24 protein-coding genes are annotated in these 24,273 nt (G+C 49.3%); 16 read left to right on the forward strand and 8 right to left on the reverse strand.

Annotated elements, in window-relative coordinates:
- Positions 1-16: 16 nt before the first annotated feature.
- From UF64_RS00280 to UF64_RS00315, 8 genes are all read left to right on the forward strand, one after another.
- Complete coding sequence (locus UF64_RS00280) at positions 17-1,057, forward strand: polysaccharide pyruvyl transferase family protein (RefSeq protein ID WP_044826625.1); 1,041 nt, start codon at positions 17-19, stop codon at positions 1,055-1,057.
- Positions 1,054-2,034 (forward strand): hypothetical protein, encoded by a 981-nt coding sequence (locus tag UF64_RS00285; protein ID WP_152630565.1) that lies wholly within the window; start codon positions 1,054-1,056, stop codon positions 2,032-2,034. The genes UF64_RS00280 and UF64_RS00285 overlap by 4 nt, the downstream gene beginning before the upstream one ends.
- A complete protein-coding gene (locus UF64_RS00290; protein ID WP_044826626.1) occupies positions 2,031-3,131 on the forward strand; it encodes a glycosyltransferase family 1 protein in 1,101 nt (366 codons plus the stop codon). Before UF64_RS00285 ends, UF64_RS00290 begins: the two co-directional genes overlap by 4 nt.
- The gene (locus UF64_RS00295) at positions 3,128-4,087 is read left to right on the forward strand and encodes a GDP-mannose 4,6-dehydratase (RefSeq protein ID WP_044826627.1); all 960 of its coding nucleotides are present in this window, start codon (positions 3,128-3,130) and stop codon (positions 4,085-4,087) included. Before UF64_RS00290 ends, UF64_RS00295 begins: the two co-directional genes overlap by 4 nt.
- A gap of 1 nt (position 4,088) precedes the next feature.
- A complete protein-coding gene (locus tag UF64_RS00300) occupies positions 4,089-4,883 on the forward strand; it encodes a glycosyltransferase family 2 protein (protein ID WP_052657388.1) in 795 nt (264 codons plus the stop codon).
- Positions 4,870-6,024, forward strand: coding sequence for a hypothetical protein (locus UF64_RS00305; protein ID WP_152630566.1), 1,155 nt, complete (start codon positions 4,870-4,872; stop codon positions 6,022-6,024). Before UF64_RS00300 ends, UF64_RS00305 begins: the two co-directional genes overlap by 14 nt.
- A gap of 115 nt (positions 6,025-6,139) precedes the next feature.
- A complete protein-coding gene (gmd, locus tag UF64_RS00310) occupies positions 6,140-7,264 on the forward strand; it encodes a GDP-mannose 4,6-dehydratase (RefSeq protein ID WP_304413226.1) in 1,125 nt (374 codons plus the stop codon).
- 9 nt (positions 7,265-7,273) lie between these two features.
- Complete coding sequence (locus UF64_RS00315; RefSeq protein WP_044826630.1) at positions 7,274-8,233, forward strand: GDP-L-fucose synthase; 960 nt, start codon at positions 7,274-7,276, stop codon at positions 8,231-8,233.
- 224 nt (positions 8,234-8,457) lie between these two features.
- Here the strand turns inward: UF64_RS00315 and UF64_RS00320 are convergent, their stop codons facing one another.
- From UF64_RS00320 to UF64_RS00345, 6 genes are all read right to left on the reverse strand, one after another.
- Positions 8,458-9,783 (reverse strand): branched-chain amino acid ABC transporter permease, encoded by a 1,326-nt coding sequence (locus UF64_RS00320; RefSeq protein WP_044826631.1) that lies wholly within the window; start codon positions 9,781-9,783, stop codon positions 8,458-8,460.
- Positions 9,780-10,790: a branched-chain amino acid ABC transporter permease gene (locus UF64_RS00325; RefSeq protein ID WP_044826632.1), complete on the reverse strand. Its 1,011-nt coding sequence runs from the start codon at positions 10,788-10,790 to the stop codon at positions 9,780-9,782. The genes UF64_RS00320 and UF64_RS00325 overlap by 4 nt, the downstream gene beginning before the upstream one ends.
- A 12-nt stretch (positions 10,791-10,802) precedes the next feature.
- A complete protein-coding gene (locus tag UF64_RS00330; protein WP_044826633.1) occupies positions 10,803-11,510 on the reverse strand; it encodes an ABC transporter ATP-binding protein in 708 nt (235 codons plus the stop codon).
- Complete coding sequence (locus UF64_RS00335; RefSeq protein WP_044826634.1) at positions 11,507-12,289, reverse strand: ABC transporter ATP-binding protein; 783 nt, start codon at positions 12,287-12,289, stop codon at positions 11,507-11,509. Before UF64_RS00335 ends, UF64_RS00330 begins: the two co-directional genes overlap by 4 nt.
- A 140-nt stretch (positions 12,290-12,429) precedes the next feature.
- The gene (locus UF64_RS00340; RefSeq protein ID WP_044826635.1) at positions 12,430-13,626 is read right to left on the reverse strand and encodes an ABC transporter substrate-binding protein; all 1,197 of its coding nucleotides are present in this window, start codon (positions 13,624-13,626) and stop codon (positions 12,430-12,432) included.
- 340 nt (positions 13,627-13,966) lie between these two features.
- Entirely contained in the window at positions 13,967-14,866 is a 900-nt protein-coding gene (locus tag UF64_RS00345) for a LysR substrate-binding domain-containing protein (protein WP_044826689.1), read from the reverse strand.
- A 162-nt stretch (positions 14,867-15,028) separates the two neighbouring features.
- Between UF64_RS00345 and UF64_RS00350 the strand changes: the two genes are divergently transcribed.
- The 7 genes from UF64_RS00350 to UF64_RS00380 all read left to right on the forward strand — a co-directional run bounded on the left by UF64_RS00350 (position 15,029) and on the right by UF64_RS00380 (position 21,464).
- Positions 15,029-15,301 (forward strand): hypothetical protein, encoded by a 273-nt coding sequence (locus UF64_RS00350; protein WP_044826636.1) that lies wholly within the window; start codon positions 15,029-15,031, stop codon positions 15,299-15,301.
- Between the two features lie 37 nt (positions 15,302-15,338).
- Positions 15,339-16,529: an NADH:flavin oxidoreductase/NADH oxidase family protein gene (locus UF64_RS00355; protein ID WP_044826637.1), complete on the forward strand. Its 1,191-nt coding sequence runs from the start codon at positions 15,339-15,341 to the stop codon at positions 16,527-16,529.
- Positions 16,530-16,650: 121 nt separating this feature from the next.
- Positions 16,651-17,562 carry an AraC family transcriptional regulator gene (locus tag UF64_RS00360; protein WP_052657389.1) on the forward strand — a complete coding sequence of 304 codons (912 nt, stop codon included), beginning with the start codon at positions 16,651-16,653 and terminating at the stop codon, positions 17,560-17,562.
- 318 nt (positions 17,563-17,880) lie between these two features.
- Positions 17,881-18,873 carry a C4-dicarboxylate TRAP transporter substrate-binding protein gene (locus UF64_RS00365; RefSeq protein WP_044826638.1) on the forward strand — a complete coding sequence of 331 codons (993 nt, stop codon included), beginning with the start codon at positions 17,881-17,883 and terminating at the stop codon, positions 18,871-18,873.
- 87 nt (positions 18,874-18,960) lie between these two features.
- The gene (locus UF64_RS00370; RefSeq protein ID WP_044826691.1) at positions 18,961-19,413 is read left to right on the forward strand and encodes a TRAP transporter small permease; all 453 of its coding nucleotides are present in this window, start codon (positions 18,961-18,963) and stop codon (positions 19,411-19,413) included.
- On the forward strand, positions 19,413-20,693 hold the full coding sequence (locus UF64_RS00375; RefSeq protein ID WP_082049372.1) for a TRAP transporter large permease: 1,281 nt from the start codon (positions 19,413-19,415) through the stop codon (positions 20,691-20,693). Before UF64_RS00370 ends, UF64_RS00375 begins: the two co-directional genes overlap by 1 nt.
- A gap of 54 nt (positions 20,694-20,747) precedes the next feature.
- Complete coding sequence (locus UF64_RS00380; RefSeq protein WP_044826693.1) at positions 20,748-21,464, forward strand: GntR family transcriptional regulator; 717 nt, start codon at positions 20,748-20,750, stop codon at positions 21,462-21,464.
- A 93-nt stretch (positions 21,465-21,557) separates the two neighbouring features.
- Here UF64_RS00380 and UF64_RS00385 read toward each other — a convergent pair whose 3' ends face one another.
- Entirely contained in the window at positions 21,558-22,397 is an 840-nt protein-coding gene (locus UF64_RS00385; RefSeq protein ID WP_044826694.1) for an NAD(P)H-binding protein, read from the reverse strand.
- A gap of 162 nt (positions 22,398-22,559) precedes the next feature.
- Here UF64_RS00385 and UF64_RS00390 point away from each other — a divergent pair, with 162 nt between their 5' ends.
- On the forward strand, positions 22,560-23,186 hold the full coding sequence (locus UF64_RS00390; protein ID WP_152630568.1) for a TetR/AcrR family transcriptional regulator: 627 nt from the start codon (positions 22,560-22,562) through the stop codon (positions 23,184-23,186).
- Positions 23,187-23,201: 15 nt separating this feature from the next.
- Here the strand turns inward: UF64_RS00390 and UF64_RS00395 are convergent, their stop codons facing one another.
- The gene (locus UF64_RS00395) at positions 23,202-24,272 is read right to left on the reverse strand and encodes an EAL domain-containing protein (RefSeq protein WP_044826639.1); all 1,071 of its coding nucleotides are present in this window, start codon (positions 24,270-24,272) and stop codon (positions 23,202-23,204) included.
- Position 24,273 lies beyond the last annotated feature (1 nt).

The raw sequence follows: 24,273 nt of genomic DNA on the forward strand, positions 1-24,273 counted from the left end.
TTCAGAGAAATTTGACATGTTGCAACGAAAAAAAATTAGAATACGAACTTTTGTTTTGGGAATAAATCACGGACAGTTGCTTCAAGCAAAAGGAATGTCAGATCTACTATCTGAAACTTTTCCCGACGCATTAGTGAAGTTGGATTTGTACCATAATCACTTATTTAAAGAGATAGTCTCTCAAGTAAGAAAGTTGTCTTTTGTCAAATGCATTACTCTTTTAACTAATTGGGTTGTAAGCTGTAGATATGCATTACATTTTAGTAAGCGAGACCTGACGGTTTTTGGTGCCGATACAATATGGATGTATAACCACCCGATTGCTCCCAATGATGACTACTTCTTTGGGGCGGATGTGAAAACTGGTCAGCTTGTTGCTGTTTGCCCATCAAACGCAGGTTCGCCGTACCCTCAAAGTAATATAATACATTCGCTATTGCAAAGGTTCAAATTCGTTGGGGTTCGAGATAGGCATACAGCAGAATTTGTTGAAGACTTAATCCAAAAGCATGTGACAGTTGTTTGTGATCCGGCATTTTTTATAAAACGGAAAAGCGCAAAGAAAACCCAATCTTCAGTTGGCAGAAAACAATTAAGCATTTACGCAAATTCGTGCGCAAATATTAAAGTCCAGCTAGAAATATTAGATAAAAGCTTAAGTTTGGAATTTCCAAGTCTAGTTTACCTCGGGTATTTTCCAAATTTTTATACAAATATAACGAAACAGTTTCTTGGAATCTTTGGCGTACTTGACGAAGTTGAAAAGTCAAAAATTCTGATCACGGATACATTCCACGGCGTAATAATGGCGCTAATGACAAAAACACCGTTCGTGCTGGTTAAATCCGATATTGTAATGTCGCGCTTGCAGGGGCCGATACTTGATTGTTTTGATCCTTGTAGGATTTGCGAACTTCATGAATTGAATCTAAAGCTTAAAGACCAGCGTATATATGATGATTGCGATCTAAATGATGGCAAGCTTGAAGAATATGTACGCGTATCTAAAGATCATATTTGTAGAATGCTTGTGAATATAAATGAAAGTATCAAGTGACAGTGTTCAGGAAATCTAAAACTATCATCAAAAAAATCCTCGATGTGCTTATGCGTCCAGTAATCTCTGGTCAGCAGAAGAATTTGCTTTTATGTTCTGATATCCTCGTGCGTCAAAATAATTCACTGAAAAAAATAAATGATCTTTCTGACGTGGAATTTTCGGTTTTTTCCCAATGGGGGGAAGATGGAATTTTATCCTGGATTATTGATAAACTAGAAGTGGTTCCGGAAAGCTTTATTGAGTTCGGAGTGGAAAATTACACTGAAGCGAATACACGATACTTGCTATCAAAAAGGAACTGGAGTGGTCTAGTTATCGACGGAAGTTTGCGCAATATCTCAGAGATTAAAGCAGCAAATTATTTTTGGAGATACGACCTACAAGCTAAACAAGAATTTATTACGGCAGAAAACATTGACCAAATTATCTTGGATAGCGGTTTTAATGGGGAAATTGGTGTTCTAAGTATTGATATTGACGGTAATGACTATTGGGTTTGGAAAGCTATAAGCTGTGTGGATCCCATAATCGTCATAATTGAGTACAACGCGCTACTGGGGGATCAAAAATGCATTTCAACCCCATATGACCCAGCATTTGTCCGAGGAAAAAAACATTTTTCACATGTTTATTTTGGTGGCTCTGTAAGAGCGATGTGCGATCTCGCAGCTGAAAAAGGTTATACGTTTATTGGGACAAACTCAAACGGTGTAAATGCATTTTTCGTTCGATCCGATTGCGCTCAACCCGTTCTTGATAAGATGGATGCAGTGGTAGCATACCCTTCCAAATTACGTGAGGCACGAAATTCTAGGGGAGCATTATCATTTAGCAGAGGTATAGATCGGGTGTCACCAATACAAGATTGTGCTTTCATTGATTTGTCTAAGTCAAAAAGTAAGACTGTTTCACTTCGATCACTAGGTGACATATACTCCAAAAATTGGCTAGCAGGGAAGAAATCAGAACTGTGAAGATAATTTATGACAATGATATATTTACAATTCAAAGATTTGGGGGGATTTCTCGCTATTATATTGAGTTGATTAGCCAAATTTATCAGGAGCACTCACAATATGCGAACCCTAAAATATTAAATGGATTGCATAGAAATGATTATTTGACGTGTGCAAGCAAAGATTTAAGTTCAGGTCTTTTCTATGTACCGAATTTTAAAGGGGCTGGGTACCTTCTATCGAAGTTCAATTCATTTTTTAACACAATATTTAGCGATACCGTTACAGATATCTACCACGCAACTTACTATAGAATTCCTGAAGGCCTCTCACCAAATGTTAAAAAGGTGATTACGGTATATGATATGATCCACGAATTATATCCATCTTATTTTAAGGGTAATGACAAGACAGCGGAACTAAAAGCGTCCTCAATAATTAAAGCCGATCATATTTTGGCAATTTCTGAAAATACAAAAAATGACCTAATTAATATATATCAAATTTCACCCGATAAAATTACTGTCACATATCTCGGTGTCGATCATTTTAAGGTTCAAAAACAGGAAGTCGTAGAAAAAGAGAATTTCCTTCTTTATGTGGGCCCGAGAGGAGGGTACAAAAATTTCCAAAATCTAGTCATCGCATTTGCGGATATCTTTAGAGAAAATAAGAATTTACAGTTAATTGCATTTGGTGGGGGAAGATTGTCAGATGATGAAAAAGCTCTGATCAAATCTCTCAATATTCCTGATGATAGTGTTTTTCAAATGTCAGGATCAGATTCTGTTCTGAAAGATCTGTATTCGAGAGCGTTAGCGTTTGTTTACCCCTCAATTTACGAAGGTTTTGGTATTCCTCCACTAGAAGCCATGGCAAATGGTTGTCCTGTTGTGGCTTCCAAAACTAGTTCAATTGGCGAGGTTCTTGGCCAGGCTGCATTGCTTTTTGATCCAAAGGATGTCTCCGATATCAGCCAAAAAATTGATAATATGATAGCTAGTGCCAAAGTACGTGAAAAATATATCTACTCGGGATATCAACAGGTTAAAAAATATACTTGGAAAAAAAATACCCAAGTGACTTTAGATGTCTATCGGAAACTCCTTCAATGACAAAAGTCTTAATTTTTGGCGTGACCGGACAAGATGGCGCGTTTCTGGCCAAGAATTTGGTCAAAAAAGGTAAACAGGTACACGGAACTACGCGGAATATTCAGAATGTAAAAAATTTAAGTATATTGAACATCGTTGAGCACATTTCGCTATACCAATGTAACATTGCCGATGATGAGAGCATAAAGAGTATCGTTACACAGGTTTGTCCTGATGAGATTTATTTTCTCAGTGGTCAAACCTCTGTTGGTGAATCGTTTTCAACACCAGTTTTCACTATTCAGGCAAATACTTTAGCGGTATTATCTATTCTTGAAACTATTAAAAATTTAAAGTTGAAGTGTAAGTTCTATAATGCCGGATCGAGTGAAATATTTGGTAATACCTCCTCTGGTGGTGCTAGTGAAACGACAAAATACAATCCGTTAAGCCCGTATGCGATATCCAAAATATTTGCAATGAATACAGTAAAGTATTATCGCGAGAATTATGGAATTTATGCGGTAAACGGAATTTTATTTAATCATGAGTCGTTTCTTCGCTCTGACAAGTTTGTTACTCAAAAAATTATTGCTGGAGCTGCTGCAATTAAATTTGGGAAAACGAATCACCTAAAATTAGGAAATTTGAATATATCAAGGGATTGGGGATGGGCACCCGAATTTGTTGATGTCATGCAGCTCATGTTACGGTTGACAGATCCTGAGGATTTCGTAATCGGAACGGGTGTAGCAACTAGTTTGGAAAAGTTTGTAAAGAAGGTATTTGATTACTTTTCGCTTGATTACAAACAGTACGTTAGTAGCGATCCCAGTTTTATCCGTCCCCAAGATATCACCTTTAGCAAGTCTGATCCTTCAAAAGCTCAACGGATATTGAACTGGACGGCTGATGTAACGCTTGATCAATCGATCGAGATGATGTGCGATTATCAGATGAAGAAATTTAGCAAGTGAAATGAGCATCACACCTCTCATAAGTATCGTTACAGTTGTTTATAATGACGTCTCGGGTTTAGAACGCACAATTTTATCAGTAATCAATCAAAGCAGTAAGAATTATGAGTTCATTGTTGTGGATGGAAACTCGAACGATGGCACAGTCGATATCATAAAAAATTATGCTGCTCATATCGATGTTATAATAAGCGAACCGGATGACGGTTTGTATGATGCCATGAACAAAGGAATAAAATTATCGAATGGTAAATGGATATACTTCTTGAATAGCAATGACTATTTATTAAAGGATACAACTTTATCGGAAATTGAAAACTTATTGGACGATGATTTTGATGTTGTTCACTTCAATTGTGAGGTAACAAACAATCGAGGAGAATTTGTTCATGTAAGAAAATTTCCACGAAGCGTACATGAGATATCTACTTGGCCGTGTATACAGCACCAAAGTGTTTTTACAAAAAAGTCAACAATCATGGATTTTATTGGATTTAATACTAAATACAAAATATTGGCAGATTATGATTTGTTTGTAAGGTTTTATAAAGAAGGAAAAAAATTCATATTTCACAAAGGAATATATATATCCAATTACAATTCACAAGGAAAATCAGCCCAAAAAAAGAATATAGATATATGTAGAGATGAACTGAGATTTATTCAGTTAACTCATTTCAATAAAGTCTCGCGATCTATGTTAATTCAGATGTATTGCAAAAAATTATTATACAAGCTGCCGTTTGGAGGTGTCATTGTAAGCTACATAAAGGGTGTTTTTTTTGAAAGAAGATAATCATATTTTTGATATGGGTGTTTTATTCTGTTTTTTATTATTGTACCCAATCTCAAGCAGGATCGCAACTGGTGTGCAGACACTAGATATTTTTCTTACATTAATTGTTGTTGTTTATTCTTTTACTAATATTCAATTGAGTAATAATTTTATATTATTTATTCTTTTGTTTTTTTTGTTGGTTTCTTTTAACGTTATATTTATACAGATATTTGGGTTTTCGGTAAAGATTGAAGGATTTTTCCTTTTTTCAAAAATATTGATCATAATGTTTGCATTCATTGTAATGAAAAACATCTTTCAAAATTTAAAGTATCACCAGTTAGAAAAAGTTTTTTATCTATTCTTGTTTGTAACCGGCGCTTTGTGCATTTGGTGTATTGTACAATTTTCGTTAGCACCTCTTAGCCGGGTCGGATTTCCTTATTCATCGGTTGAAGATGTAGATTCCCATGTTTTGGGATCTCTACTAAGTTTGTTGTTTATTTATTTTGCGATGGCTCTTGAACGTCAAAGTGGCTGCAAGAATATCTTGATTTCTTTTTGTTTGATGGTGATTTTTGGGGCGATTTTTACGACAGGGTCGCGCTCTGTGGTACTTGTATTTTTGCTATGGTCACTTTTTGTGACTTTGCGCATGACACTTCAAGGTAAGTGGCAGAATTTAAGTGTTTTATTCCTCGTTGTAGGTGTGATTTCCATATTATTTGTTGGGGGTGCCTTTGAGTATAATTTCAGCGACCTGCGCTCCCTGCAGTTTAGTTTGCAGAGCCCATCTGAAGCAAAGAGAATAGATCGCTTATTGAATGTGTTTACTGGTTTAGACCAAAGCTTTTATTTTGTTGGGAGGGGGCTGTTTGCTGCTGAAATATATTATTTTGATGGAGTAATCACATTTTTACTTTATAATTTTGGGGTTGTTGGTGTTTTATGTTTTGTAATAGCAATATGTTACAATGTTAAAAATTACCTGATCAAAGGTTATCAGCATTCCCTTTTCGCGGCGCTCGCAATGTCAGCGGTTGTTGTATCAGAGTTTTTCTTATTAAGTAGATGGATTGTACCTGTTTTTATATGTTATTTTCTACTTTATGAGCAGATTAGATATTCACATGAAAAATGTTTTGGGAAACATAGCTAATGCGTAAATATTCTCTCCACGAAGAGGCTGAAAAAATGTATGCGCGGAATTAGTTATTGGTTTGTTGTCAATTAATATCCAGTTGTGACCAACCAAAAATTAGCAGAAAAGGACAATTATTGTGAAAAAAGCATTGATTACAGGGATTACAGGCCAAGACGGATCTTACCTTGCTGAGTTTCTGTTGGAAAAAGGTTATGAGGTCCATGGTATTAAGCGCCGTTCGTCTCTTTTTAACACGCAACGGATCGATCATATTTATCAAGATCCTCACGTTGAAAATAACCGTTTTAAACTTCATTACGGTGACTTAACTGATACATCTAACTTGACCCGAATACTTCGAGATATCGAGCCTGATGAAGTGTATAACTTGGGAGCTCAGTCCCACGTTGCCGTGAGTTTTGAAAGTCCTGAATATACAGCAGACGTAGATGCTGTTGGAACTCTTCGGTTGTTAGAAGCTATACGTTTTCTAGGTTTGGAAAAGAGAACAAAGTTTTATCAAGCTTCAACGTCTGAGCTTTATGGTCTGGTTCAAGAAACACCGCAAAAGGAGACGACCCCCTTTTACCCCCGCTCTCCCTACGCAGTAGCTAAGCTGTATTCATATTGGATCTGTGTAAATTATCGTGAGGCATATGGCATGTATGCATGTAACGGTATCTTATTTAACCATGAAAGCCCACGCAGGGGAGAAACGTTTGTAACGCGAAAAATTACGCGTGGGTTGGCCAACATTGCATTGGGCTTAGAAAGCTGTTTGCATATGGGCAATATTGATGCGCTCCGCGATTGGGGACATGCTAAAGATTATGTTCGCATGCAATGGATGATGCTCCAGCAGGAAGAAGCACGAGACTATGTTATTGCTACTGGTAAACAATATTCTGTCAGAGAGTTCATAACATGGACGGCCAATGCGCTTGGGATTGACATTGAGTTTAGAGGCGCAGGAGTTGACGAGATTGGCATTGTGGCTGGAATATCTGGGGATATGGCTCCAAAGATAACTGTTGGGCAAGAGATTTTGAAAATTGATCCGCGCTATTTTAGACCGGCAGAAGTTGAGACGCTGTTGGGGGATCCATCGAAAGCAAAAGCTGAATTGGGGTGGGAACCGCAAATCACAGCCCAAGAAATGTGTAAAGAAATGGTGGAAGAAGACCACAAAGCTGCACGTAGGTCGGCACTTCTTAAAGAGCATAATCTCGAGCTTCCTCTTTCGATTGAAAATTAGGTCATCGATATGAAAAAGGTCTTTGTTGCAGGTCACAACGGAATGGTTGGCGGCGCTATTTGTCGGCAGCTAACAAAGTATTCTGATGTTGAAGTTATTACGAGAACACGCGCTGAGTTAGATTTATGCAATCAGTCAGCGGTTATGGATTTCATAAAGACAGAGCGACCTGACGAGGTTATTCTTGCCGCGGCAAAGGTCGGGGGCATTCATGCGAATAGTGCCTATCCGGCCGAATTTATTTATCAGAACCTGCAAATCCAGAATAACGTTATTCATGCTGCGCATTTGAACGACGTTCAAAAGCTCTTGTTTCTGGGTTCGTCATGTATTTATCCCAGACAAGTGCAGCAACCAATGCGCGAAGATGCTCTACTCACAGGTGTGCTCGAGCCAACAAATGAACCTTATGCGATTGCGAAAATTGCAGGCATAAAAATGTGCGAGAGTTATAACCGCCAGTATCGAAGAGACTATCGATCAGTTATGCCAACGAACCTTTACGGGCCAGGAGATAACTATCACCCAGAAAATAGTCATGTTGTGCCCGCGCTTATTCGTCGATTCCACGAGGCTAAAGAAAATAAAATTGACGAGGTCGTGGTTTGGGGATCTGGCACGCCCAAACGGGAGTTCCTCTACGTGGACGATATGGCCGAAGCGAGCCTCTTTGTGCATAACCTCGATCAAGACGAATTCGCAGTGCATACACAGCCAATGCTATCGCATTTAAATATCGGCACTGGCACAGATGTTACAATTAGAGAATTGGCGGAAACAATTAAGAATGTAGTAGGTTTCACTGGAAAGATCAGCTTTGATACCTCTAGATTTGACGGGACACCTAGAAAATTGATGGATGTGGGAAGGCTGAAACGGTTGGGATTTGAGGCGTCTACAAGTTTAATGTCGGGGCTTGAGATGGCATATTCTGATTTTGTCGAAAACAAAGAAGAATTAAGGATGTAGTTGCATAAGATAATAAGGTTGGATGTTAATCTGGAGAAGTTATTCCGTATTTATTTATATTTAGGAACGCCGCCTTCTAGGGACGATTGTAAACCGTCCGAGTATTGTGGGTATTAGAAGGGCTCCGGTATGTTAAGGATGTGGCGGGTAAAAAAACTTGGGGCGGATACTGCAAGGTATCCGCCCCATTTGTTTTAATATGTCTGGTCAGAATGACCTGATCATTACTTGGCCATTGCCGTTGACCGGTTGGTGGCCTCAGGGATCAAGCCCTTTGGCGCAAACCGCATCACGACCAGCAGGATCGCCCCCATCATCAGGTAGCGCATATAGGCAGCCCCCGCGACGAGGTGTTGAGCAAGTTCTGACTCTTCACCAAGCGGTGCGGTGATTGTCGACATGAACCAGTTGCCAAACGGCTCTGCTTCGACCCACAGGAACCAGATGATAAAGCCGCCCAGGATCGAGCCCCAGTTGTTGCCCGAGCCGCCCAGGATCACCATCACCCAGATCAGGAAGGTGTAACGCAGCGGGATGTAGCTGGTCGGGGTCAGCTGACCGTCAAGGGTGGTCAGCATCGCACCGGCAATACCGCACACCGCACAGCCCAGAACAAAGGTCTGCAGGTGACGGTGTTTAACATCCTTGCCCATCGCAGCAGCCGCATCGCGGTTGTCACGAATGGCACGCATCATGCGGCCCCACGGGGATTTGAGTGCGCGTTCGGCAAACCACATGATGATCGCAAGCACGGCAACAAACAGCACCGCATAGCACAGCTTGACGAACAGGCTGGCCGCATCGGACATCTCGGTCGCGCCGAAGAAGTTCGCAAGGCTGATGAACCATTCGCTTTCGATCAGGTCAACCTCATAAGGCACAGGGCGCGGGATGCCGGTGACGTTTTTAACGCCGCGCGACAGCCATTCTTCGTACTTGATGATCGCAATGATGATCTCGGAAATACCAAGTGTGGCAATCGCCAGATAATCCGCCCGCAGACCAAGCGCGATACGTCCGATCAGCCAGCCAGCACCAGCTGCTACCAGACCGGCAAGCGGCCAGGCGATCAGAACCGGCAGGCCAGCACCACCAAGATAGCCGCTGAGTGCCGGGTCGATGCTTTCGATTGTCTCTTTGGCCGGACCAAAGAAGGCACCGATCACGAAGTAACCGACCAGCAAAAGAACAAGCGTGACCGGAAGTTTCAGTGCGGCTGGCACAACACGACGGGCGTAAATCACCGCAGCGATGGTCCCTGCAAGGCTTAGCAGCGACAGGGCAATATCCCCGCCTGCAGCCGCCCATGCCTCACCCACCGGGGGCATTGAGACCAGAACAGCGGTCAGGCCGCCCAGGGCGGTAAAGCCCATCACACCGACATTGAACAGGCCGGCATATCCCCACTGCATGTTGACGCCGAGCGCCATCACAGCAGAGATCACACAAAGATTGAAGATGCCAAAGGCGACGTTCCAGCTTTGAAGAAAGCCGATCGCGATCAACACCAGGCACATAAGGCCGTATAGGAGCGCAACTCTCTTCGTCATATCACTTTCCCACGAATAATACCGGTTGGCCGGATCAGAAGAACCGCGACCAGAATGATGAAGGAGACCGCAAACTTGTAGTCAGTCGACAACAGCTGCACGAGCCCTTCGGGCGCCCAGTCCGTGGGGCCGAGATAGGCGAGAAACTTCTTGAACGCATAGGTCACCGTGACTTCGGAGAAGGCCACAATGAACGCACCCAAAATCGCGCCGACCGGTTGTCCGATACCACCCAGAATGGTGGCGGCAAAGATCGGCAGCAGGATCTGCAAGAAGATGAACGGCTTATAGGTCTTATCAAGGCCATAAAGCGTGCCGGCGATGGCCGCCAATGCCGCGGCAATAACCCAGCAGATCATGACGACACGTTCCGGGTTGATTCCCGAAAGCAGTGCCAGATCTTCATCATCGGAATAGGCACGCATGGCCTTGCCCGAACGGGTTTTCTGCAAGAACCAGAACAGCCATGCGACGACGATGGCGGTGACAACAACCGTGATCAGCTGGCTTTGCTTGATCGCGATCCCCTCGTCAAGGCCAAGTGCCTTGCGAGACTGAACTGCACCAATGATGAAGCGCTCTCCATCGGCAAAGCTTTGGTCCGCCGGGCCGATCACGATACGGATGATGCCCGCAATCAGGAACATGACGCCAACCGATACGATGGCAAACACAATCGGGTTGGAGCGTTGCTTACGATAGAACCGGAAAACCATCCGGTCGGTGACAAGTGCCAAGCTGATCGTGGCCAGCACACCAATTGGTAAAGCCAGAAGGGCGGTCGGGAAGGGCGCAATAGAGACGCCCATATTCTGCAGGAACCAGGTGATCAGGATAGTGATCATGGCGCCAAACGACATCAACTCGCCATGGGCGAAGTTCGCAAAGCGCAGGATTCCGAAAATGAGTGTGACGCCAAGCGCCCCAAGGGCGAGCTGCGCGCCATAAGCGGTCGCCGGAACGACCACGAAATTGGCAAACAGCGCAAGTGCGTTAAGGATTTCCATTCAATACCCCATTTATCCGCCCAGGAAGGACCGGCGGACTTCTTCGTTGGCGAGAAGGGCTTCGCCCGTATCGGTGAACCGGTTGCGTCCCTGTACAAGGACAAAACCGTGGTCGGCGATTTCCAATGCCTGACGGGCATTCTGTTCAACCATCAGGATCGCGACGCCGGTTCTGGCTACTTCCACGATCTTGTCAAACAGTTCATCCATCACGATTGGCGACACACCAGCGGTCGGCTCATCAAGCATGAGAAGCTTTGGCTGGGTCATCAACGCACGACCGACAGCGACCTGCTGGCGCTGACCACCGGAAAGCTCGCCTGCTGGCTGATTGCGCTTTTCACCAAGGATCGGGAACAGGTTGAAAATCTGTTCCTTGGTTTCTTCGATCTTGTCATCGTTGCGGATGAAGGCTCCCATATCGAGGTTTTCTTCCACCGTCATCGAGACAAAGACGTTGCGGTTCTGCGGAACAAAACCCATGCCCTGGGGGACACGTTCCTGCGGTGCCAGATTGGTGATGTCCTTGCCATCAAGGACCACCGATCCTTCGCGCAGGTTCAGCATCCCGAAAACAGCCTTCATCGCCGTTGATTTGCCAGCACCGTTCGGGCCGACGACAACCGCGATCTCACCTTTTTCGACATTAATCGTACAGTCATGGAGGATATCGGACCCGCCATATCCGCCGGTCATACCGGTTGCGCTCAAGAAACTCATGACGGTACCTTCCGTTCATGCTTGCGACCTGTTCCGAGATAGGCCTCGATGACCTCCTCGTTATTCTTGACCTCTTCGATCGTGCCCTGGGTAAGAAGCTTACCCTCGGCCATGACGATCACCGGGTCACACAGGCGCGCGATGAAATCCATGTCGTGTTCGATCAGACAGAAGGTATAGCCGCGTTCCTCGTTGAGGCGCTTGATCGAGGTCGCAATGGTGTTAAGCAGCGTGCGGTTCACCCCGGCACCGACTTCGTCAAGGAAGACGATTTTCGGCTCGACCATCATGGTACGGCCCAGTTCCAGAAGCTTTTTCTGCCCGCCGGAAAGGTTGCCTGCCAATTCATGTTTGATGTGGTCGATCTCAAGGAAATCAATCACTTCAAGCGCGCGCTCGTAGTTTTGCGCTTCGATTTCCTTGACGCGGGAATAGTTAAACCAGCTATGGCGTAATTGTTCGCCCGGTTGTTCGCCCGGTACCACCATCAGATTATCAAGCACACTCAATGTCGAGAATTCATGTGCGATCTGGAAAGTACGCAGCAAACCCTTGTGGAATAATTGGTGCGGTTCCAGGTGGGTGACATCTTCGTCATCAAGGAAGATTTTTCCCGAAGACGGCGGAAAAACGCCCGCGATAATATTAAACAGCGTTGTTTTTCCGGCACCATTCGGCCCGATCAGGCCGGTGATGGAACCCTTTTCGATCGATAGCGTCACGCCATCGACCGCCTGAATGCCGCCGAAATTCTTGGCGATGTTTTCGACCCGTATCATGGGGAGTTTTTGACCCTGTCATTCAATCAGTCCCGGGCATCGATGTGCCATACAGCAACAAGGGCCCGGTAATAGAGGAACTGCCAGAGACCGAAGTCCCTGACAGTTCCAGCGTCGTTAGCGATCAAAGGATGATCGGCTTAGTGGTACATCTCCGTTTCCCACTTGCCGCCTTTGATTTCCGTTTCACGGAAGCTACCAGCGGACTCGCCCGGCTCGATGAATTCAAGCGCGGTACCACCGACATAGTCGATTTCACCACCATCAGCGAGGATCTGAAGTGCCTTTGCGAGTTCACCCGGATAGATTTTCTCGCCCGGTGCATTGGCAACTTTCATGATGTGGTCTTTGTAGACAGCACTGTCGGTCGAACCGGCAGACTGCATGGCAAGCAGCAGAATTGCAGATGCGTCATAAGCTTCCGGGACATACGGGTCATCACCCTTGAAGCCTTTGCCCGATGCCAGCTCAGCCAGCATGGATGCGCCCGGGCTGTCGGTGCCCGGGTTGGTCCCGATGGAACCATCAAGCATATCGCCGAAGTTGTCGGTCAGTGCTTCACCAACCATGCCGTCCGGAAGAACGAAGGTTTCGAACGCACCGGTATCAAGCGATGCCTGAATGATGCCTTTGCCGCCCTGGTCAAGGTAACCAGCAACGATCAGCACGTCACCACCAGCCGAAGCAAGGGTACCGATTTCAGCAGAATAGTCGGCTTTGCCATCTTCATGGGCGGCAACAGCGGTGATTTTGCCGCCTTTTGCTTCGTATGCTGCCTGGATGGCGTCTGCAAGACCTTTACCATAGTCGTTGTTGGTGTAGGTCAGAGCAGCCGTTTTGATGCCGCGACGATCAAGGATTTCAGCGATGATCTGGCCCTGACGCGCATCGGACGGTGCGGTACGGAAGAAGTAGCCGTCATCTTCGATTGACGACAGTGCCGGCGAGGTTGCCGACGGCGAGATCATGACCACGCCGTTTGCGCGGACAACGTTGTTCAGGATGGCTGTGGTCGCACCCGAGCAGGTCGCGCCGTTGATGCCGTGGACGCCATCAGACGTTACCAGACGATCAGCTGCCGCAGTGGCTGCTGCTGCATCAATACAGGTGCTGTCACCACGTACCGAAACAACTTCACGCCCGCCAAGCAGCAGGCCGCTGTCGGAGACTTCCTGAATGGCCAATTCGCCACCAAGTGCCATCGGCTTGACGAGAGATTCCGTCGGGCCGGTGAAGCCTTGCAGCATGCCGATCTTTACCTGTTCCTGTGCAGATGCGCCTGCGACGACAGCCGTCGAAAGTGCTGCCGAAAAGAGGAGGGTAGAGAGTTTTCCCATAGTGTAGCCTTCCCTGTTTTATTGGGCCTTTATATTCGTCGGGCAGTATACAGAAAACGCTACATGTTTCCAGTTTCTTAACCGGAGGTTACTGTGGAAAACCCTTAAACACCTCGCGCGCCACCGGTTTCCGCGGTTTCCGCGGTTTTCGGGCGTTTCACGGGTGTGGTTCAATTCACACCCTTTGATTGTGTTTCGTGCGCCGTTTTGCAGCGTGCAATGGTCGGTTTGTTACGGAAATTGGTCCGAAAACGGCAATCAGAGCCGAATCCTCAAAACTCCGGGGGAAACGTTGGGTTTTCGCCAGTTTCCAAGGGTTTTGGGTGCAGGAGGCGTGTGCTCAGGCAAAGACCCGCATGCCGCGTTCCGAACTTTTGCGGAAGCCGGCAATAACATGTTCGGCAAGCGCATCTTCCACCGGGCCATGGCCATCGCGTTTGGCAAGGGTCATGCGATATTCACCGATTTCAGGCAGGCCGTGTGCCGCACCCAAATGCACCAGATCATCTGAAATGACGCTGATCGGCACGGCTGCAATCGCCAGATCGGCCCGCACGGCTGCAATCTGGGCCTGACAAAACTCGCTGGTATAGGCGATGCGGTAATCCACCCCGGCATCATCAAGCGCCTTGAGCGCCATGGTCCGCCAATAACAACCCTGTTCGGCCATGGAAACGGGCACGGGGCGCTTGTCAATTGCACTGCCATGGCGCGCGCCAAGCCAGACCAGCGGTTCGGTATGAATTGGTGGCTGGTGGTCCAGTTCGGCATTATAGCTGAAGACGGCGATATCAAGATCGCCGGTCTCGACGCGCTCGCGCAGGGTGCGGGTCGCGCCAAGATTTACATCGATATCAACATGCGGGTGGCTTTGCGCAAACCGTTTGAGGATTTCGGGAATGACGACCACACCGGTATCGTTGGGCACACCAAGGCGCACCGTGCCAGAGAAATCCGGGGCATGAAAATGCGACATCGCCTCGTCATTGAGTTTGAGCAAACGCCGCGCATAGCCCAGCAAAACCTCGCCATCCTCGGTCATGGTGACCTTGCGGGTCTCACGTTTGAAAAGTTCTCGTCCGACCATGGTTTCAAGCTTTTTGACCTGAAGGCTGATCGCCGAGGCACTACGATGAACCTTCTCGGCCGCGCGTGAAAAGTTCCCGGTTTCACAGATCGCAACAAAGGTCCGGGCCAAATCAAGATCAAGATTATGAATGGCACTTGTTGGGGAATTCATGGCCTGCTCCGGGGTTGAACGCTGTTGTTGCCGGATTGCACGGCTGAAACAGCCAAACAGCATATCTGTGAGTTTTTCTGATAGGTAAAGTTAAATCTTCTCGTTTGATTAATCAATGAGGAATCCTCAATCTGGGAAAAACACAGATTGGAGTTTCTCATCATGAAAGCGATCACATCATTCGAGACTGCCCCGCTGGGCCTTGTTGGTCATCTGCGTGCCGCCCTGGAAGCCTGGCAACATGAACGGTCAATCCAGAAGGCCATTGAGGCGAAATCTGCCAACGATGCCCCGGTTGCCCAAACCGCATCGCATCTGACAGCGGCAGAGCTTTATGAAAACCGCCAGAAGCAAATCGGGACGTTTGCCGACACAGCCGATGTGTTGTCAGGGCCGGTCCTGAATTGGCCATCGCCGTCGCGCAAGCATCACTGATGGGTTCTGTTCACACACAGCCGCGGCGGAATGATCAATGACTATTGAAAATCCGTTGTTCAGGCCACTTGAACTGCCAAGCGGTGTCATCCTCAAGAACCGGATTGCCAAATCGGCGATGTCGGACTCTCTTGGGGATGGCACCGGCCACCCGACGAGGGCGCAAAATCGGCTTTATCGCCAATGGGCCGAGGGTGGCGTTGCGGTTTCAATTATCGGCGAAGTGCAGGGGCATCCGGGATATGCGGAAAAGCCCGGCAATCTTGTGCTTGATACGGCGGCCGATCTGGAAAGGTTTCGTGCCCTTGCCCGGGAAGGATCGGTAAATGGCAGCAGTTTTTGGCCGCAGCTTGGTCATGCCGGGGCGCTCGCCTACGCTCCGACCAGCACGCCAAAAGGACCAAGCGCCCTTGATCTGTCGGGCCTGACATGTGCAGCCCTGACAGTTGATGAAATCCATGACATCCCCAAACGTTTTGCAAAGACCGCCGAACTTGCGAAACGAGCCGGGTTTGGCGGGGTGCAGATTCATGCTGCGCACGGCTTTCTGTTAAGCCAGTTTCTCTCGCCGCTTTTTAACAAGCGCCGTGATGAGTATGGCGGCGCGATCGCCAATCGTATGCGCTTGCTGCTTGAAACGGTGGATGCTGTGCGCGCTGCTGTTGGGCCGGAATTTGTTGTCGCGATCAAGCTGAATGCCACCGACCAGCTTGAAGGTGGTTTGAGCCAGGATGACGCGCTTGCCGTTGTCGCCGCACTTGATAGCAGCTCCATTGATCTGATCGATATCAGCGGCGGGACCTATTTCCCCGGCGCCAAGGCGGCATCTGACGGGACTGGCGGTGGTCCATATTTTCTTGAATTCGTTAGAAAGGCCCGCAAGCATACGTCCAAGCCATTGATGCTGACCGGGGGCTTTAAAACCTACGCACAGGCAGAAGATGCGGTGGCAAGTGGTGCCATTGATATTGTCGGTTTGGCCCGGGCGCTTGTGATTGAACCCGCATTGCCAAATATCTGGCAATTGTCGGACCCCAAGGATCCGGTGTTTCCGCGGTTCGAAAGCGCACCGGCAGGTGGGATTACTGCTTGGTACACAATGCGCCTGACTGCATTGGCTGAAGGCAAGGAATTTCCGGAATTTGATGACCTCGACCATGCCCTCGCTGCTTATGAAGCGCGCGATGCGGACCGAACACGGATTTGGCAGGATTATTTCGGGCGATAAGTGTCTGACCGGGCGACGGGATTTTCACATTATTGCGCAAAACAGGGCAGCTTTGCATTCGCGTTGCTTTGCAAAAGGCGATCGCGGTGCGATGATGAGCACTTAATGTCAGGAACAGGAAATGGCAGAGACCGGGTCAGCCTTTCAGCCCAACGGGCGCTATCAGAAGTTTGAAGTCTTCAATCAGTTGATTGGGGATGCAAACCTGTTGCGCGCGGGTGATTTCGGCGAAAGCATTTCGGTCGCACACTGGCGGCGCAATGCCGATGTCCTGACGCGCTATACTGATCCCGACCATCATACCATCAGTCTCTATGTGAATGGTGGTACGGGTATTCAGCGCAAGATCGGTGCCGACCCGATGAGTGGCGGTGGCCCCGGTCGGTGTTGTTTGATGCCGGCCTATCTGACATCGGACTGGGTCGTTCATGGCGAGGTGGAGTTGTTTCACCTTTATATCCCGCATACATCGTGGGAACGCGCCGTGGTCGAGGCATTTGATATTGAGCCCAATGCCGTCGAAGTTCCGGAAAAGACCTTCTTTCTTGATCCGCTGATCGAACAAACTGTGCGTCAGGCGATGCTGCCCCTTGATTGGAATGTACCGGCCGATCGCATGGCAATGTCCAATGCCGGGCAGCTTTTGATGGGCCATATGTTGCGCAGCTATTCAACGCGCCGCGATCTTGGCTTCAAGGTTCGCGGCGGACTGTCACCTGCGATCAAGCGCCGGGTGTTTGACTTTGTCGACGCCAATTTGGATCAGCCGCTTACCATCGAAGAACTGGCAGAGGTCGCTGATCTGTCCGCCTATCACTTTGCCCGGATGTTCCGCAAAACCGTGGGCGAGGCGCCGCATAAATTCGTTCTGCGCCGCCGGATCGAACGGGCCATGCATATGCTGCGCGATGGCAATACGCCGGTTGCCGAAATTGCAATTGCGACCGGTTTTTCCAGTCAGGCGCACCTGACAACCCGGTTCAGCCACTTCACCGGCCTGACGCCTGCGAAGTATCGCAATATTTCCAGCTAATCCTGTCTGAATTTCAAACCATGCTGCCGATTGCCTTGTGGTCATCGGACAGTTTTGGCATGTCCGTGCTCCTGTCTTTTTGGCTGCCGTGATGTGCCTCTGGTGACAGGTTTCGCGAACAGCATCCCTGTCGAAATCGTGTACAGGTTGATGACAAGTTGCGCCGCACAAGCAAGTAGATCCAGATTAAATTATTGATAATAAAAAATTTTACAGGCGTGAGAAATCCGTTGACAAGATTGATCGGTGATATCTAGAATTTCAAAGAAACTAAAATATCAATTTTGGCAAGAGCCAATCCATCGGGAGGACATCCAAATGAAGCTCACTATCAAATCACTCGGGAAAACGTTCGGGCTATGCGCCGTTCTGGCGGGGGCACTGGCGGCAACCATGCCGGCAACAGCGGCAACAACACTTCGGATCGGGACCGTTTTGGCACCCAATGATCCGATGGGGCAGGGCCTTGAAAAGTTCAAGGCGGATGTGGAAAAGGCCACCAATGGCGATGTGGTGATCGAGGTGTTCCACAACTCGCAGCTTGGCGATACCACCGAAATGATCGATCAGGCCCGCGCAGGTGCGGCTGTAGGCACCGTGACCGACGTCGCCCGCCTTTCAAGTTTTGTGCCGTCACTTGCCATCATGTCGGCACCGTTCCTGTTTGATACCTATGAGCAGGCCGATAAATTCGCCCTGTCAGACGAATATATTTCCTGGGGTGAGGAGCTTCGCGAGAAATCCGGCCTCGTGATGATTGCATCGAACTGGTATCAGGGCGCGCGTCATGCCCTGACGCAAAAGCCGGTTTCGAGCCCGGCTGATCTTTCGGGCGTTCGGATGCGCACCATCGGTGCTCCGGTCTGGATTGAAACCATCCGCGCCATGGGTGCCGAGCCGACCCCGATTGCCTGGGGCGAAGTATACAGCGCCCTTCAGCTTGGCACGATCGATGCCGCCGAAGCACAGCCGACGGCGATCTGGAATGCCAAGCTTTATGAAGTCATCAAGAATGTCACCAAAACTGGCCACATCCAGCTGGTAACCGCCCTTGTGGTTGGCGCCGACGCATGGGACGAGATTTCACCGGAAAATCAGAAAATCGTGCGTGATCTGGCTGTCGAAGATGGTCGCTATGCATCGCAACTGACCATCGAGCTTGGTGAAAAGGCGCTTGAAGACGTTGCGGCAAGCGGCGTTACCGTCAGCGAAGTTGATCTGGCACCGTTCAAGGAAGCGGTTGCACCGGTTTATCAGATGCTTGACCTCGAAGCCGAGGCTGCTGTGGTTAACAAGGTTCTTGGCCGCTAAGCCATAACTAGGTCTCCCTGCCTATGAATGTGCGTTGCCCGGATTGCCTGGCAACGCACTTCAAACTTCACAACGGAAATTGAATTGATGCTCAAGCGGATTGAGTTTGCCTTTGGGGGCATGTTGCTTGTCGGCGTGGTTATTCTTGTCGCAGTGGCCTCTGTCGCGCGCGCCATGGGATCGCCGATTATCTGGTCGGTCGAAATGGCCCAGCTGATTTTTGCATGGCTGTGCATGCTGGCAGCCGACATTGCCATGCAGGAAGACCGGCATTTCGGCCTTCAGATTTTGGGTGAAATCTTCCCGGCCAAGGTCTGCGCCTGGATCGAGATCATCAATATTCTGGTGATTATCGGCTTCCTTGTGTTTCTGCTCAATTACGCCTGGACCAACATGATCCTGATGCATCCGCGTCTTGTCGGGGCTGCACAGATTAATGCGTCCTATATCCATGCCTCCATGGTGGTCGGCATTCTTTTGATGATCCGCACCATGGTTTCCCAACTGATCCGCCGTATCCGCAACAGGGAGGTCAACTGATGCTGTTGCTGATTGCAGGGCTTTTTACGCTATTTCTTGTGTGTGGCTTGCCGGTGGCTTTTGCGCTCGGGCTTGCCTCCATCCCGGTCTTTGTCATGACCGGTGCCATGCCGCCGACGGTTGTGATCCAGAAAATGGTCACGGCCACCCAAAGCTTCCCGCTTTTGGCGGTGCCGTTCTTTATTCTTGCCGGTAACCTGATGAATGTGACTGGCATTACCCATCGCCTTGTCAAATTCGCAAGCCTTCTGACCGGCTGGATGGCCGGCGGGCTGGCACAGGTTTCCGTCGTGCTGAGCTTCATGATGGGCGGTATTTCCGGATCGGCCGTAGCTGACGCCTCGATGGAGGCGCGCCTGCTTGGTCCCAGCATGATCAAGAAGGGCTATTCCAAGGCCAATACGGCAGCAGTACTGGCATTCGGGTCGGTGATTACCGCAACCATCCCGCCCAGTATCGGTCTGATCCTGTTTGGCTTTGTCAATGAAGTGTCGATCGGGCGTCTGTTTTTGGCGGGCGTTCTGCCGGGTATTTTCCTGACCATTGTTTTGATGATCACGTCATGGATTGTCGCGCGTAAAAACGGCTATACGCCAGATCTGCCGGAACTGCCCAAGGCTAAGGACCTGACGGCGAGTTTCTTTGAAAGCATCTGGGCGCTGGCCTTTCCGGTCATTCTGATCGTCGGCTTCCGCTTTGGCATCTTTACCGCGACCGAGGCCGGGGCGTTTCTGGTGTTCTATGCGCTCGGTGTTGGTTTGTTTATCTATCGCGAGCTTGATTTTGCGCGGCTGAAAGAAGCCATTTTCGGTTCGATCTCGGATCTTGGCATGGTTATGTTGCTGATCATTATGGCCGCCGTTCTTGGCTATGCCATGACGATTGAGCGTGCCCCGCAGCAGATCACGGAATTTGTCACCACCCTGACGGAAAACAAAACAGCGATCCTGATTCTTGTGGTCGGTGTGTTGGTGGTGAGCGGCATGTTCCTTGAGGGGGCGGCGAACATCCTGCTTGTGACCCCGATTGTCATGCCGGTTCTGGTCAATGCCGGCTACGATCCGGTGCATATGGGCATTCTGATTGTCACCCTGATCAACTTTGGCGGTCTGACGCCGCCGGTGGGTGTGATCATGTTTACGGTCTGCGGCATTCTCGATGTCAAAACCGGGTCCTATACCAAGGCATCCATTCCGTTCTTTATTGCCATGGTGCTGTTTTTCATTCTGATGGCAGCGGTGCCAAGTTTGACATTGTTGTTGCCCAATACATTGATGTAATGACAGTTTCAGACGAAGACAGGCATATGCAAAATGCCGGGGAGACAGATGAAGATGAATAGTTCGACGGGCGGATTGCTTGCGATGTATGACGGGGCGGCAAAAACCAGTGCGCATGTTCCGGCATCGGCACTGGTGTATGAAGAAGTCCGCAACCGGATCATCTCGCTGTCGCTTTTGCCTGAAACAACGCTTGTGCGGGCCGAACTTGCCGACAGCTTCAATGTCAGTCAGTCACCGGTGCGCGAAGCTATCCTGCGCCTTGAACAGGATGGCTTGGTGGTTTCCTATCCGCAGTCGCGCACGGTGGTGACCAAGATTGATGTTGCCCGCATCCGCGAGGAACATTTCCTCCGCGTTGCCGCCGAATGCGAAGTGGTGCGTCAATTGGCAGAGGCAGAAGAGTCTGCCGCGGTGGTGAAAGCCAAGGGCATTGTCAAAATGCAGGAAGCGCTGGTCGGCGATATCGAACAGATCGACCTTTTCAAGCAGCTTGATGAAACGTTCCACGCTGCCCTGTTTAATGGTGTGAGCCAGTCAAACTTGCATCTTCAGATCACGGCCCGCAGCGGCCATCTGGCGCGTGTACGGACCCTTGATCTGCCGCGCGCCGGTAAGATGGTTTCCGTCCTTGAAGGCCACAAGGCGATCATTGATGCCATCCAGTCGGGTGACGGAAATGCCGCCAGTGCTGAAATGCGGCAGCACCTTTCGGGTACCATGGAACGTCTGCCGCAGATCATCGAAGAAAACAAAACCCTGTTTTCCTGATCATCAGGCGGGAGGTGCCTCGCACGGACCCGCGTCAAAAAGTAAACCAAACGGCGCGCTGCAATAAATGCTGCGCGCCGTTTGCGTTTCAGATTACGCCCGTTTGGCAATATCCCAGACGCCGGTTCTTGCCGCTTCTTCGGCAAAGCAGCGGAGGCTGTTAGGCTGACGGCCCAGAATTTCATGCACGTCATTGGTCGGTTGGCTGTTGCGGCCATCGAGCACTTCGGAAAACAGATAGCGGATTAGTCCGCGCACCTCATCGGGCATGCCATCGGCGGCCAGTCCGTGATCAAGCTCATCAAGGGTGATGGGCACGAAATTGACCGGGTGGTTAGTGACGTCCGAGATGATCTTGGTGACTTCGGCAAAGGTCACGGCATTCGGCCCGGAAAGCTCGTAGGTCTTGCCGATATGACGATCATCAAACAGGCAGGCAACCGCACATTCGGCGATATCATCGGCATCAACAAACGGCTCTGGCGTATCCCCGGCCGGCAGGGCCAGCGTGCCCTGCTGGATGTAAGGTAGGAAAAGGTCTTCGTTGAAATTCTGGAAGAACCAGTTGGCTCGCAGTACCGTCGCATCCGCACCGGAAAGATGCAGGGCATGTTCTGCCTGATGGGCGGCTTCTTCACCGCGGCCAGATAGCATCGCAATGCGTTTTACGCCGTGCATCAGGGCAAGCTTGGCAAAGCTCGCAATGATTTCATCCGATCCCGGAACGGCGAGATCGGGCTGGAAGGTGACATAGACCGCATCGCGATCGCGCAAAACATCATCCCATGTTTTGGGGGCGGTCCAGTCAAAGGCGGGGGTGGTGCTGCGCGATACCGCACGCACATCATGCCCCAAAGAGATCAGTTTTTCAGCAACGCGACGGCCGGTTTTGGCCGTTGCGCCAAGCACAAGAAAGCGGGGATTGGTCAACATCATATTGGCTCCTGACAAGGGTTTTCAAAATGTGAGGAATCCTCACATTTGCCAAATGTGATAAATCCTCATATTTTGATCGTCAAGAGTTGTGACCCATCACAAGCCTGTGAAACCGGGCTCGTAATGCCGGGTTGTTTCGAGGAAAAAGGATCTAACGCGTTGACTGATAACGTGAAAAAAATGCGCCGCGCGCCGACCCAAAAAAGAAGCCGTGAACGGGTCGACACCATCCTAAAAGTCGCGTGCGAGCTGATTTCAGCGCACGGCAGCGACGCGATACGGATGGGTGAAGTCGCCGAAAAGGCGGGAGTCTCCATCGGGTCTCTCTATCAGTATTTCCCCGACAAGGCGTCGATCATTCATGCGCTTGCTGATCGCTATAATGCCGAATCAGTCCATTGCATCGAGGAAGCATTGGCGGAGGTAAACTCAGCGGATGCCCTGCTGGCAGCGTTTGATAAGCTGATTGACACCTATTACGAGCTGTTTCTGGCCGAGCCCGTTATTTGCGATATCTGGACCGGTACGCAGGCCGACAAGACCCTGCGCGATATGGAAATGGAGGTCAGCCGGGCCAATGCCAGCCTTCTGGCCAAGGCGATCTTGCGCGTGCGCGGCAATGACGGTGATTTCAAAACCATCGCCGCACGCTGTCTTTTGATTATGTATTCCGGGGAATCGACCATGCGGCTTGCCATCGCTGTTCCGCGCAGTGAAGGGCGCGAGATCGTCGCAAGCTACAAGCGGATGGTCGGTCGCGAATTGTCCGAGATGGCCCGGGTTTAGGCTGATCAGGCTTGGTTAGCCCGCTTTGGCGGTAAACGGTGTCGGGGCGGGAAGGGCCAGCAGGAAGCCCTGCACGTAATCAACGTCATGATTGCGCAGGAACTCAAGTTCTTCCTCGCGCTCGATCCCCTCGGCGACGACTTCGATATCAAGTTGCTTGGCTAGCGCGATCAGCTTACTGACGATGGCTTGTTTGAACTTGTCATGATCAACATGATCGACCAGTTCGCGGTCGATCTTGATGATGTCAGGGCGCAATTCCGGCAACAGGTTCAGGGTTGAATAACCCGATCCGACATCATCAAGTGCCACCCTGAACCCTGATGCGCGATAGCTTTCCAGAATGGCGCTCAGATGGGCGGTGCTGCGGACCTTTTCGGTCTCAATGACCTCAAACACCACATTGCTGCGATCCAGATTGCATTCCTCGACCACATCGATGGTCGAACGCAGGCAGGAATCCGGATCGTAGATCGAACTGGGCGTGAAGTTGATGAACAGGTTGCCATTGATCCCGGCCTTGTGGGCGTTTCGGACATTGGCTGCGCGTGCCGCCCGATCCAGCTGAAACAGAAGGGTTGCCGATTGGGCCGCGTCAAACAACTGACCGGGATTGATGACTTCGCCAGACACGCTTTCCCCGCGCACAAGGCATTCATGGGCAAAAGGTTTGCCAAGGTCGTCGACGGCAAAAATCGGCTGGAAGACAGAATTCAGCCGGTTGTCACGCAACAAGTCGCCCAGCCATTCCGCGCCGATGGCAGCCCGAATTGCGCCAAGGCTCGTGATTTGTGCGATATCATCAATTTCCGGGCGCTTTTCGCCGGGCATGATCAGGGCCTTGGTATCGGCAAGTTCTTCGGGAAGAAGATGGGCTGTGATGGTGTCGATCAAGGCGCGCAGGCCGGGACGTTTGTAATGAACGGAAAGAGTCGCGACAGAGGCCGATTTTTCAACCTCAACACCGATGGATTTTGCACCAGCAAGGATCTTTCCGGTGGTGTGGGCGACCGGCGGCCAGAGATAGAGCGTGCCGTTGGCGGGTGCGATTTCGGGAACCGAATCACATTTTTCACAATAGGTCACC

The sequence above is a fragment of the Thalassospira sp. HJ genome, from assembly GCF_000948415.1.
In the GTDB taxonomy this organism is placed as follows: Bacteria; Pseudomonadota; Alphaproteobacteria; order Rhodospirillales; family Thalassospiraceae; genus Thalassospira.

Excerpts from the sequence above, each read along its gene's own strand:
- UF64_RS00330 (WP_044826633.1), bottom strand. The coding sequence starts at position 11,510 with ATGAGTTTCTTGAGCGCAACCGGTATGACCGGCGGATATGGCGGGTCC.
- UF64_RS00280 (WP_044826625.1), top strand. The coding sequence starts at position 17 with ATGTTGCAACGAAAAAAAATTAGAATACGAACTTTTGTTTTGGGAATA.
- UF64_RS00345 (WP_044826689.1), bottom strand. The coding sequence starts at position 14,866 with ATGAATTCCCCAACAAGTGCCATTCATAATCTTGATCTTGATTTGGCC.
- UF64_RS00355 (WP_044826637.1), top strand. The coding sequence starts at position 15,339 with ATGACTATTGAAAATCCGTTGTTCAGGCCACTTGAACTGCCAAGCGGT.
- UF64_RS00350 (WP_044826636.1), top strand. The coding sequence starts at position 15,029 with ATGAAAGCGATCACATCATTCGAGACTGCCCCGCTGGGCCTTGTTGGT.
- UF64_RS00365 (WP_044826638.1), top strand. The coding sequence starts at position 17,881 with ATGAAGCTCACTATCAAATCACTCGGGAAAACGTTCGGGCTATGCGCC.
- UF64_RS00335 (WP_044826634.1), bottom strand. The coding sequence starts at position 12,289 with ATGATACGGGTCGAAAACATCGCCAAGAATTTCGGCGGCATTCAGGCG.
- UF64_RS00325 (WP_044826632.1), bottom strand. The coding sequence starts at position 10,790 with ATGGAAATCCTTAACGCACTTGCGCTGTTTGCCAATTTCGTGGTCGTT.
- UF64_RS00380 (WP_044826693.1), top strand. The coding sequence starts at position 20,748 with ATGAATAGTTCGACGGGCGGATTGCTTGCGATGTATGACGGGGCGGCA.
- UF64_RS00385 (WP_044826694.1), bottom strand. The coding sequence starts at position 22,397 with ATGTTGACCAATCCCCGCTTTCTTGTGCTTGGCGCAACGGCCAAAACC.
- UF64_RS00295 (WP_044826627.1), top strand. The coding sequence starts at position 3,128 with ATGACAAAAGTCTTAATTTTTGGCGTGACCGGACAAGATGGCGCGTTT.
- UF64_RS00360 (WP_052657389.1), top strand. The coding sequence starts at position 16,651 with ATGGCAGAGACCGGGTCAGCCTTTCAGCCCAACGGGCGCTATCAGAAG.
- UF64_RS00320 (WP_044826631.1), bottom strand. The coding sequence starts at position 9,783 with ATGACGAAGAGAGTTGCGCTCCTATACGGCCTTATGTGCCTGGTGTTG.
- UF64_RS00375 (WP_082049372.1), top strand. The coding sequence starts at position 19,413 with ATGCTGTTGCTGATTGCAGGGCTTTTTACGCTATTTCTTGTGTGTGGC.
- UF64_RS00340 (WP_044826635.1), bottom strand. The coding sequence starts at position 13,626 with ATGGGAAAACTCTCTACCCTCCTCTTTTCGGCAGCACTTTCGACGGCT.
- UF64_RS00370 (WP_044826691.1), top strand. The coding sequence starts at position 18,961 with ATGCTCAAGCGGATTGAGTTTGCCTTTGGGGGCATGTTGCTTGTCGGC.
- UF64_RS00315 (WP_044826630.1), top strand. The coding sequence starts at position 7,274 with ATGAAAAAGGTCTTTGTTGCAGGTCACAACGGAATGGTTGGCGGCGCT.
- UF64_RS00300 (WP_052657388.1), top strand. The coding sequence starts at position 4,089 with ATGAGCATCACACCTCTCATAAGTATCGTTACAGTTGTTTATAATGAC.